This is a genomic window from Agrobacterium sp. GD03872, from assembly GCF_029840625.1.
GTDB classification, from domain to species: domain Bacteria; phylum Pseudomonadota; class Alphaproteobacteria; order Rhizobiales; family Rhizobiaceae; genus Agrobacterium; species Agrobacterium fabrum_A.
The window spans coordinates 164,083-173,017 of the sequence record NZ_JAOCCY010000008.1; the positions used below are offsets into that span (position 1 = coordinate 164,083).

The following is an 8,935-nucleotide window of genomic DNA, read 5'->3' on the forward strand; positions in this document are numbered from 1 at the left end:
CAAGTCCTTGGGCTGGAAAGAGTCCTCTCGCCGCGCAGACGCGCGGTGGCTGGATTCCTGTGACGAGCACAGGAATGAGGGGGAGTGGGGGAAACGGAACGACGCACAAAGAACGAACTGAATATCTTCACCCAGCATCGGGAACCGAATACGTTCGGGCGGGTTGTTCCAAAACAATTGGGCGCAACCTTTTTCGATGACGGATATTCATGTCGCCAAAAAAACCGAACGGCATTTCCACCACCCCCTGCCAGCAATGTCCCCTGCGCGACCTGCCGCATTTCCGGGATTTTTCCTCTTCCGAACTCGATTTCGTCTCACGTTTCAAGACGGGCGAACTCGCGGTGGAAAGCGGTTCCGTCATCCTGATGGAAGGCTCGCACAGCGCCCATCTCTATACCGTTCTCGAAGGCTGGGCTTTCCGTTACAAGACGCTGGAGGACGGTCGACGGCAGATCCTCAATTACGTGATGCCGGGCGATCTCGTCGGTCTGCAGGGCACGGTGATGGGGGAAATGCAGCATTCGGTGGAGGCGCTGTCGCCGGTGACGCTCTGCGTCTTCGAGCGCTCGCGCCTCAACAATCTCTTCGCCGATCATCCGACGCTTGCCTATGACCTGACCTGGATCGCGGCGAGCGAGGAGCGCATGCTCGACAGCCACCTCCTCAGTATCGGCCGGCGCACCGCGCTGGAGCGCGCTGCCTATCTGATCGCGTTTCTTTATCGCAAGGCGAAAGCGGTCAATCTCATCCTCGGCGAAACACCGATCCCGGTCACCCAGCAACACGTTGCCGACACACTTGGCCTGTCCATCGTTCACACCAACAAGACCTTGAGAAAGCTCGTCGATCGCGGTCTCATCCGCTGGACGGACAAGGGCTGTCTGGTGCTTGACGATGCGGGCTTGACCAACGTGGCGGGCTGGGAAAGCGATGAAAAGCGGCAGAGACCATTCATCTGATCTTCCTTGTACATGTCTTTTTTAAATGACGCTGGGGCCGTAATTTGCGACTCCTGTCGTGATATCTCACTGGAGAATCATGTCGGAGACCGCAGCTTCGAGCCTTGCGGTCCTATTTTTTTGGGAAGAAGAAAACATATGGTGCCGCAGCGGGTTATCATCGTTGAGGATGAATATCTGGTGGCGCTCGATGTCGAAGCGGTTCTCCAGTCCATGGGAGTGGGAACCGTCGTCATCGCCACCACGCTTGCGCAGGCGCGGCAGGCCGTCGAAGAAGGCGGCGCCGATTGCGTGCTTCTCGATGTCAGCCTTACCGACGGCAAGAGCTACGATTTCGCGCGCGGGCTGCGCGATGCGGCCATTCCCTTCGGTTTCGTCAGCGGTTATGGCGACACGACGGGTTTTCCGGAAGATCTCATGCACGCGCCGTTGCTCGGCAAGCCCTTCGGAGAAAACGAAATTGTCGATTTCGTCCTCAACCTCGTCGGCACGGTCGATGGCGCGGTAAAAGAATAACGTTTCGCCGTCAGATCGGGTATGATTGGCCCTGAATCGAAATTCGGACGCGTTTCATGCAGTGGCAGGAAGAGGCAATCATTCTCGGCGTCAAACGCCATGGCGAGACGAGTGTCATCGCCGAGGTGATGACCCCTTCGCGTGGCCGCCATCTGGGGCTGGTGCGCTCCGGCCGATCCCGCAGCATGCAGCCGGTGCTTCAGGCGGGAAACCGGGTGGATGTCATCTGGCGGGCGCGGCTTCACGATCATCTGGGTGAATTCCGCATGGAGCCGCTGCAATTGCGCGCTGCGCAGCTGATGGAAACGGCGACCGCCGTTTATGGCGTGCAGGCCATGGGCGCTCTTCTCAGGCTTCTGCCGGAGCGCGATCCGCACCCGCATCTCTATCAGGCGCTGGATATCATTCTCGACAATCTGCATGACCCGGTCGATGCCGGGGAATTGTTCGTGCGCTTCGAATTGGCGGTGCTGAACGAACTCGGTTTCGGCCTCGACCTTACCGAATGTGCGGCGACGGGGCTGCGCACCGATCTCATCTATGTATCGCCGAAAACGGGCAGGGCGGTTTGCCGCACGGCGGGTGCGCCCTATGCGGAACGGATGCTTTCGCTTCCTGCCTTTCTCGGAGAGGGCCAGTCCAGGGCCGCCGATCCTGACAGCCTTGCGGCGGCTTTCCGCCTCACCGCTCATTTCCTCAACCGGCATGTCTACGATCCGCGTGGCCTCAACGAAAACGCCGCCCGCGACGGTTTCGTGCAGGCGGCGCTGAAGGCGCTGGAAGGCCGGGCTATTGAGGGCAGGGCGATGCCGCCCGCGCTCGATAAGGCTGTCTGACTAGGCCATTGCGGGCCGCGGGGCCGGCCGCTCCTGAATGGGCCAATGCACGATGGCCGCAAAGATCCCCATGCCGACGCCCAGCCACCAGACGAGATCATAGGAACCCAGCCTGTCGTAAAGGAAGCCGCCGAGCCAGACGCCGAGGAACGAACCGATCTGGTGCGACAGGAACACGACGCCGCCGAGCATGCCGAGATGGCGCGTGCCGAACATGATCGCCACCAGCGCGTTGGTGGGCGGCACGGTGGAAAGCCAGAGGATGCCCATGACGGCCGCAAAGAGGATGACCGAGAGCGGCGATTGCGGCAGGAGCAGGAAGGCCGTAACGGCGACCGAGCGGGCGATATAGATATAGGCCAGCATATAGGGTTTCGAATAACGCTGGGCGATGACGCCGGCGGCAAGCGACCCGATGATGTTGAAGAAGCCGATCAGCGCCATGGCAATAACCGCATAACGCGGTTCGATGCCGATATCGCCGAGATAGGCCGGAAAATGCGCGGTGATGAAGGCCACCTGAAAACCGCAGACGAAAAAGCCTGTCGTCAACAGAAGATAGCTCTTGTGGCCGAGCGCCTCCCTCAGCGCTTCGCCCGCCGTCTGCTGGAACTGCGTCTGCGACTGGTTGCCGGAAGAGGAGTTGCCGCGCATCGGAAAGGCGAGCAGCGGCACCAGCATCATCATGACGGCAAGCCAGACGAGGCTGTCCGACCAGCCATAGGCGGAAATCAGTCCCTGGCTGATCGGCGCGAACAGGAACATGCCGGCCGAGCCCGCAGCCGTGCCGATGCCGAAGGCGAGCGAGCGCTGCTGTGGCGTGACATGGCGTGCAAAGGCCGAAAGGATGACGCTGAAGGAACCGGCGGCGATGCCGAGCCCGACGAGAACGCCGCCGCCGAAATGCAGCCAGAAGGGCGAAGTGCCGAAGGACATGCAGATGAGGCCGGCCGCATAAAGAAAGCCTGAGAGCACAAGCACGCGGCCGGTGCCGTATTTATCGGCGATGGCGCCGAAGAAGGGTTGGCCGAGACCCCAGAAGAGGTTCTGCAGGGCCATGGCGAGACCGAAGGTGGAACGGTCCCAGCCGGTATTGGCGAGCATCGGCAGCTGGAAAAAGCCCATGGCCGACCGGGGACCGAAGGTCATGACCGCGATCAGCGACCCGGCGGCGATAATCAGCCAGGGCATGGTCTGGCGTGTGGCTTGCGACATGAATATTCCCCCATCGCGGCGGCGCGCCTTGAGGAAAAGGCGCATGGCTTGCCGCGGATTCCGCTTTGATGGGGTGAATATTAGCTTTTGTCAGCCGCTCCCACTAGCGACTTTTCTTGACGGCCATTATTCATGCGATTGATGGAATGGCCCACATGCCCGCCACCGGAGAGACGGCGATGAAGCAGAATATCTACGACGATCCCGGGTTTTTCGAGCGTTACAGCGCCATGCCGCGCTCCGTGGAAGGTCTGCGCCAGGCCGGCGAGTGGCATGAATTGCGCGCCATGCTGCCGGATCTGAAAGGCACGGAGTTTCTCGATCTCGGTTGCGGTTTCGGCTGGCATTGCCGTTATGCGGCGGAACAGGGGGCGGCCCATGTCGTCGGTGTCGATCTCTCGGGGAACATGCTGCGCCGCGCCGGCGAGATAAATGGCGGGCCCGGCATCGAATACCGTCGCGCCGCTATCGAAGACATCGATTTTCCGCAGGAAAGTTTCGATGTGGTGCTGAGCTCTCTCGCCCTGCATTACGTCCGCGATCTCGACGGGGCATTCGCAAAGATTTTCGCCGTGCTGAAATCCGGCGGCGATTTCGTCTTTTCCATCGAACATCCGGTATTCACCGCGCTGGAAAAACAGGACTGGTTCTACGGCGAGGATGGCGAAATCCTGCACTGGCCGCTCGATAACTATCAAAACGAGGGTGTGCGCCACTCCAACTGGATGGCGGACGATGTCGTCAAATATCACCGCACGGTGTCGGGCCTTCTCAACGGTCTCTTGGCTGCCGGATTTGTTTTGACGCGGCTGGCCGAACCGAGGCCGGATCCTGCTTTGATGGCCGAGCGGCCGGAACTCAGACACGAAGATCGCCGTCCGATTTTCCTGATCGTCAGTGCGCACAGGCCGTGACGGGATGACGCTGCGTCCTTTCCTCATCCCTGTCACAAGCACGGGAATGAGGGAGAGAGGGTTCGCAAGCCTATGAAAACATTGCACCGTGGCTATGGGTTCGGTTTGACCTGAACCAGCAGCTTACCGCCGCTTGATCGCCCAGCCTTCCGGCCTCTCCTCGATCACCCTTGCCACATCGCCGACCGACAGCCTGCCTTCGCCACGCGGCGTCACGTTCCAGCCGAACAACGGGCCGGGCACGCGCCGGTCTCCGGACATGCGGATGCGGCCCATGGCTTTCATGGGGGAGGGCACATCGCGGGAGCCGGTCGTCTGGTCCTGCGTGGTCATGATGCAGCGGGCGCAGGGTTTGACGAGATCGAAGCGAATGCCGCCGATCTCGATGGCCGCCCAGCGGTCCTCGGCCCATGGCTCGTCCGTATCGAGCACGATATTGGGCCGGAAGCGCTCCATGCCGACCGCGTCCTCGCCATTGGCGCGCATATTGTCGTTCAGCGCGGCAAGTGAGGCGGTGGTGGTGACGAGTATCTGGTAACCGTCGGCAAAAGTGACGGGCGTTTCATTGCCGGTCCATTCGAGGCTCGCAATGCGTTTCGAGGCGTCGTCGAAGAACACCAGCTTCACCTCGCGCCCCAGCCATGCCGAGAGCGTATCGTTGGTCTCGGCATCGGCGACATTGGCGCTGACGATCGATTTCCACACCGCCACATCCATGCGCTCTCCGGAAGGTCTTGCGAGAAGCTCGCCATTCGCTTCCCGCAAAAGCGCCATGCCGCCATCCTCGTGCCGGGCCAGAACCGTGGCGATGGCCGGCAATTCGCGCTGGGTGATGAAATGGCCGGTGGGGTCGGTCAGCATGGCGCGGCGGTCGCCCGGCAGGCCTTCGGCCGAAACGATGCTTTCGGAGAGGGGAATGCCGCGCGCGCTTTTCAGCGGGTAGATGTTGAGCTCGGTCACACGCATCTCGGGTCTCCTCAAATCTCGTCGAGAAACAGGTCCAACACCTGTTTCAGCCGCTCATGGCGGGCCTTGGCCATCTGCCGGCCCGTCTCGGTGCGAAAGCCGTCGGCCAGCTTGAACAGCTTGGTTTCGAAATGGTCGATGGCAAAGGCGCGGTCGTCAAGCGGCCGCTCTTTCGCCAGCGGGTCGACCGGGTCGTAAAGCGCCGAGCCCATGCGCCCGGCAATATAAAAGCAGCGCGCCGCCCCCACCATGCCGATGGCGTCCAGCCGGTCGGCATCCTGAAGGATTTTCGCCTCCAGCGTTTGCGGCTCGATATTGGCGGAAAAGCTGTGGGTGGTGATGGCATGGGCGGCGGCGTCGATATCCTGCCGTTGCCAGCCGAGCGCCTCGAGAATGCCCGAGGCTTTTTCCGCCGCCAGCCGCGAGGCCTGCGCGCGGAGCGGCGAGTTCTTCTCCACCGCCACGCAATCATGCAAGAGCACGCTGGCCGCCAGCACGGTTCCATCGCCGCCTTCGCCCGCATGGATGCGCATGGCGTTGCGGAAGACGCGGTGAATATGGGCAAGATCATGCGAGCCGTCGCCCGTATCGGCGGCGTGCGGTATCAAATCCTGCGCAAGCGCCGCATAGGGCGCGAAAGCCTCGGCCGCGATCATGCCTGCGGCTTCCGGGTGAGGATTTTCTGGTAGAACAGGCCGATGCCGATCAGCACCGCGCCGAGCCCGATGAAGGACAGCGCCCTGAGCACGCCTTCGAGATTGCTCATGTCGATCAGGAAAGCCTTGGCAACCGAGATCAGCACGAAGGCGGCCGATGCAAGACGCAGGCTGCGGGCATTAAAGCGCGAACCGAGCACCAGCAGCAACACGCCGATCAGCAGCCAGACCACCGAATAGCTGTAGGTCTCGCCCTGCAGAAAGCCCTTCCAGTCGGCAATGTTTTCGCCCTGCCAGAAACGGCGCACGGAAAGCGTGGCCCAGGCAAAGCCGAGCGCCGCACCGGCCACCGCCAGCATGCTGACATAGGGCGGCGGACGTTTTCCGCGCGCATAATAGGCAAGGCCGCCATAGGCGAGCGCCGGCAACAGGTAGCCGATCAACAGCAGGTTGAGGAACGGGATGCTGCCGGTATTTTCGCCGGTGAAATAGGGGTTGAGCGTGAAGAAATGCATCGTCAGCACGTTGATGACGGCAATCACGCCAGCAATCATCGAGCCGTAACGGAAGACGGGGCTGGGGCTCTTCAGGTCCAGCGTCATCAACACGCCCGAGAAGCCGATGGTCAGCAGCGTGTAGATCGACTGTTCGCCAAGCGTCGGCACGCTGTCATCCAGCGTGCCGCCATTCATCGCGTGGCGGATTAGGATGGCGACGGCGAGAAGTCCCATGACGCTGGCAATCGCCTGCAGGAAGTTCTTCGCCCTGACCCCCGGCCAGTCGCGCAGCAGCCAGGCCGAGGCGACGGCCAGCAGGGCGGGAATGCCGTAACCCGGCAGAAGCGCGTTGAAGACCGGCGTGAGCCCAAGATTTTGCGGCCCGACAATGGTGGGTTCCCAGGCGATGCGGCCGAGAATGGCAACGCTTGCCACCGCCATCACCCAGGGCAGCACATCCCAGTTGCGGTAACGTGTCGCGAGCACATAAACGAAACCGATGACGGAGAGCAGCACGGTCGTCGCAAGCCCCTGCGTCAGCGTGTGCAGGCAAAGCGCGAAGGCGGCGAAGGAGCCGAGCACGAGGATGTTCAGCGGCTTGCGATAGGCCTCGTTGTTCTGCCGGTGCAGCCACTCGGCGCCGGCAAGCAACACCAGTCCAAGGCCGAGGCCATAGGCGGCGTGCAGCCAGTCACGGCCGAGATTGCCGTATTCGACAAAGCTTGCGGTTGCGAGCCAGACGGGGAAAAGTGCTGCGATACCGGCCCAGAGCTGGCCGAAATCCGCATCGTCAGCGCCCTTGCGTTTCAGGAAAGAGAAGGCGCAGAGCACGAAGACGGTCCCGAGGCCGAGCGCCATCGCGATTTCCGCCGTGTAGCCGACCGATACGGGCGGAAGGGACACGGACGTATCGTTGATAAGGCCGATAAAATCGATGCCCTGCCGCGACATCAGCGACACGGCAGCCTGCGCACCGAGCGCTGCGATAATGGCGGGCCAGACCGCATAGTGGCGGGCGGCGCCAAGGGCCGCAAGGGCGGCGATGAGCGCTGAAACGATGAGCGCCGGATGGGTGTCGATACCGCCATCGGCAAAGAGGAAACCGATAGCCGTCAGGATCACGGCCATCGAGACGGTGAGATTGAGGGCGAGCGACGGGCGCAGCAGAAGCCGCATGGCGCGGATGGCGCGCCGCTCGGGAGCGGCGGTTTCGCCGGTCTCGGCAGGCGGCGTGTCGAATGTCTTGCCCGGCCAGAGGAATATGGTTCCCGCCAGCATGACGAGCAGGGCGAGCGTTGGCGGTTCGGCGCTGATCGTTTCGGAAAAGCCGATATAGCCGAGCGTCCAGAGGCCGAGGCCGGCATTGGCGAGAGAGGGAACCACGGTCCAGCCCTGCCTGCGCGCCGCGGCCGCCGTTGCCAGCCAGGAGATAGTCAGGAACACGAAGAGCGCCCAGATATTCGGCGTTTCCGTGGAAATCAGCGCCGGCGTCAACATGGAGCCGAGAAGGCCGAGGCCGGCCAGCGCCTGCCCGTGCAGCAGCGAAAGCCCGATGGTGGCGAAGGCGACGAGGCCGAGCAGGCCAAAAGCCATGCCGGGGCCGATATAGCCGTAAATACCATAGGCCGCATAGACGACGCCGAACAGCGTCAAGGCGCCGGCCGCCGTCAGCACGCCCGGTATCATGGCGTTGGAATAGGTGGCGGCGATGCCCGGCACCGCCTTGCGGCGGACGGCCTCGCCGGCAACTCCGAGGACGAGGCCGAAAATGGCGGCGAGCGACAGCCTGACCGCCGGGCTGAGCAGCCCCGACTCGATCGAATATTTGACGAGGAAAATACCGCCAAGCGCCAGCGCCAGCCCACCGGCCCAGACGGCCCAGCGTGCGCCGAGCAGGCTTTCGAAGCTTTCTTTCGTTGCCGGTGCGGATACCTTCTCGCTCGCAGTAGCGGAAGGTGCGTCCTCGCGCACGGCGTCTTCCGCCTGCGCCATGGCGGCGGCTTCCTGGGGTTCGGAGGCGTATTCAGCCTGGAAGGCTGCGTCTTCCGCAGGCGTCCTGCTTTCCTCTTCCGCCTCGAAATCCGGTTTTGCCGTGGATTCCGCGCTCTCCGCCTGCGCCGCCACAGGAGACGTCACGCCCGCAGCCATCAGCCGCTTGAGACTGAGAACTTCCCGTTCCAGCGACTTGATTCGACTTGAATTGCGGATGCTCGCGACCAGCGTGTAGATGAAGGCCGCGACGAGGGCGAGGATAAACAGCGGGATTTCCAAACGGACTCTCCAATTACGAAGCTGTTTTTAAAGCCCTTTTGGTGAATTTATGCAAGGCCCGGTTGATGAATGGTTGGGTGGCGAGTGAGTGAGCGTGTGCCA

At 62.2% G+C, this 8,935-nt stretch carries 8 protein-coding genes; 4 read left to right on the plus strand and 4 right to left on the minus strand.

The genetic code is table 11. The features are described 5' to 3' along the window. The first annotated feature begins 209 nt into the window (after positions 1-209). The 3 genes from N5D22_RS18400 to recO all read left to right on the plus strand — a co-directional run bounded on the left by N5D22_RS18400 (position 210) and on the right by recO (position 2,314). Complete coding sequence (locus N5D22_RS18400) at positions 210-962, plus strand: Crp/Fnr family transcriptional regulator (RefSeq protein ID WP_279658018.1); 753 nt, start codon at positions 210-212, stop codon at positions 960-962. Positions 963-1,100: 138 nt separating this feature from the next. After that, on the plus strand, positions 1,101-1,478 hold the full coding sequence (locus N5D22_RS18405; protein WP_279658017.1) for a response regulator: 378 nt from the start codon (positions 1,101-1,103) through the stop codon (positions 1,476-1,478). A gap of 56 nt (positions 1,479-1,534) precedes the next feature. Continuing rightward, on the plus strand, positions 1,535-2,314 hold the full coding sequence (recO, locus tag N5D22_RS18410) for a DNA repair protein RecO (protein WP_279658016.1): 780 nt from the start codon (positions 1,535-1,537) through the stop codon (positions 2,312-2,314). Here recO and N5D22_RS18415 read toward each other — a convergent pair whose 3' ends face one another. Next, the gene (locus N5D22_RS18415) at positions 2,315-3,529 is read right to left on the minus strand and encodes an MFS transporter (protein ID WP_279658015.1); all 1,215 of its coding nucleotides are present in this window, start codon (positions 3,527-3,529) and stop codon (positions 2,315-2,317) included. A 179-nt stretch (positions 3,530-3,708) separates the two neighbouring features. Here N5D22_RS18415 and N5D22_RS18420 point away from each other — a divergent pair, with 179 nt between their 5' ends. Continuing rightward, on the plus strand, positions 3,709-4,443 hold the full coding sequence (locus N5D22_RS18420; RefSeq protein ID WP_279658095.1) for a class I SAM-dependent methyltransferase: 735 nt from the start codon (positions 3,709-3,711) through the stop codon (positions 4,441-4,443). A gap of 123 nt (positions 4,444-4,566) precedes the next feature. On the opposite strand, the gene N5D22_RS18425 is transcribed toward N5D22_RS18420, so the two are convergent. From N5D22_RS18425 to N5D22_RS18435, 3 genes are read right to left on the minus strand one after another with little or no spacing between them, the layout of a single operon-like run. Beyond that, positions 4,567-5,409, minus strand: coding sequence for an MOSC domain-containing protein (locus tag N5D22_RS18425; RefSeq protein WP_279658014.1), 843 nt, complete (start codon positions 5,407-5,409; stop codon positions 4,567-4,569). 11 nt (positions 5,410-5,420) lie between these two features. Then, positions 5,421-6,065, minus strand: coding sequence for an HD domain-containing protein (locus N5D22_RS18430; RefSeq protein ID WP_279658013.1), 645 nt, complete (start codon positions 6,063-6,065; stop codon positions 5,421-5,423). Continuing rightward, a complete protein-coding gene (locus tag N5D22_RS18435; protein ID WP_279658012.1) occupies positions 6,062-8,833 on the minus strand; it encodes a DUF2339 domain-containing protein in 2,772 nt (923 codons plus the stop codon). The genes N5D22_RS18430 and N5D22_RS18435 overlap by 4 nt, the downstream gene beginning before the upstream one ends. Between the last annotated feature and the right edge of the window lie 102 nt (positions 8,834-8,935).

Coding starts and splice junctions, on each gene's coding strand:
- N5D22_RS18415 (WP_279658015.1), bottom strand. CDS start 3,529: ATGTCGCAAGCCACACGCCAGACCATGCCCTGGCTGATTATCGCCGCC.
- N5D22_RS18420 (WP_279658095.1), top strand. CDS start 3,709: ATGAAGCAGAATATCTACGACGATCCCGGGTTTTTCGAGCGTTACAGC.
- N5D22_RS18405 (WP_279658017.1), top strand. CDS start 1,101: ATGGTGCCGCAGCGGGTTATCATCGTTGAGGATGAATATCTGGTGGCG.
- N5D22_RS18425 (WP_279658014.1), bottom strand. CDS start 5,409: ATGCGTGTGACCGAGCTCAACATCTACCCGCTGAAAAGCGCGCGCGGC.
- N5D22_RS18400 (WP_279658018.1), top strand. CDS start 210: ATGTCGCCAAAAAAACCGAACGGCATTTCCACCACCCCCTGCCAGCAA.
- recO (WP_279658016.1), top strand. CDS start 1,535: ATGCAGTGGCAGGAAGAGGCAATCATTCTCGGCGTCAAACGCCATGGC.
- N5D22_RS18430 (WP_279658013.1), bottom strand. CDS start 6,065: ATGATCGCGGCCGAGGCTTTCGCGCCCTATGCGGCGCTTGCGCAGGAT.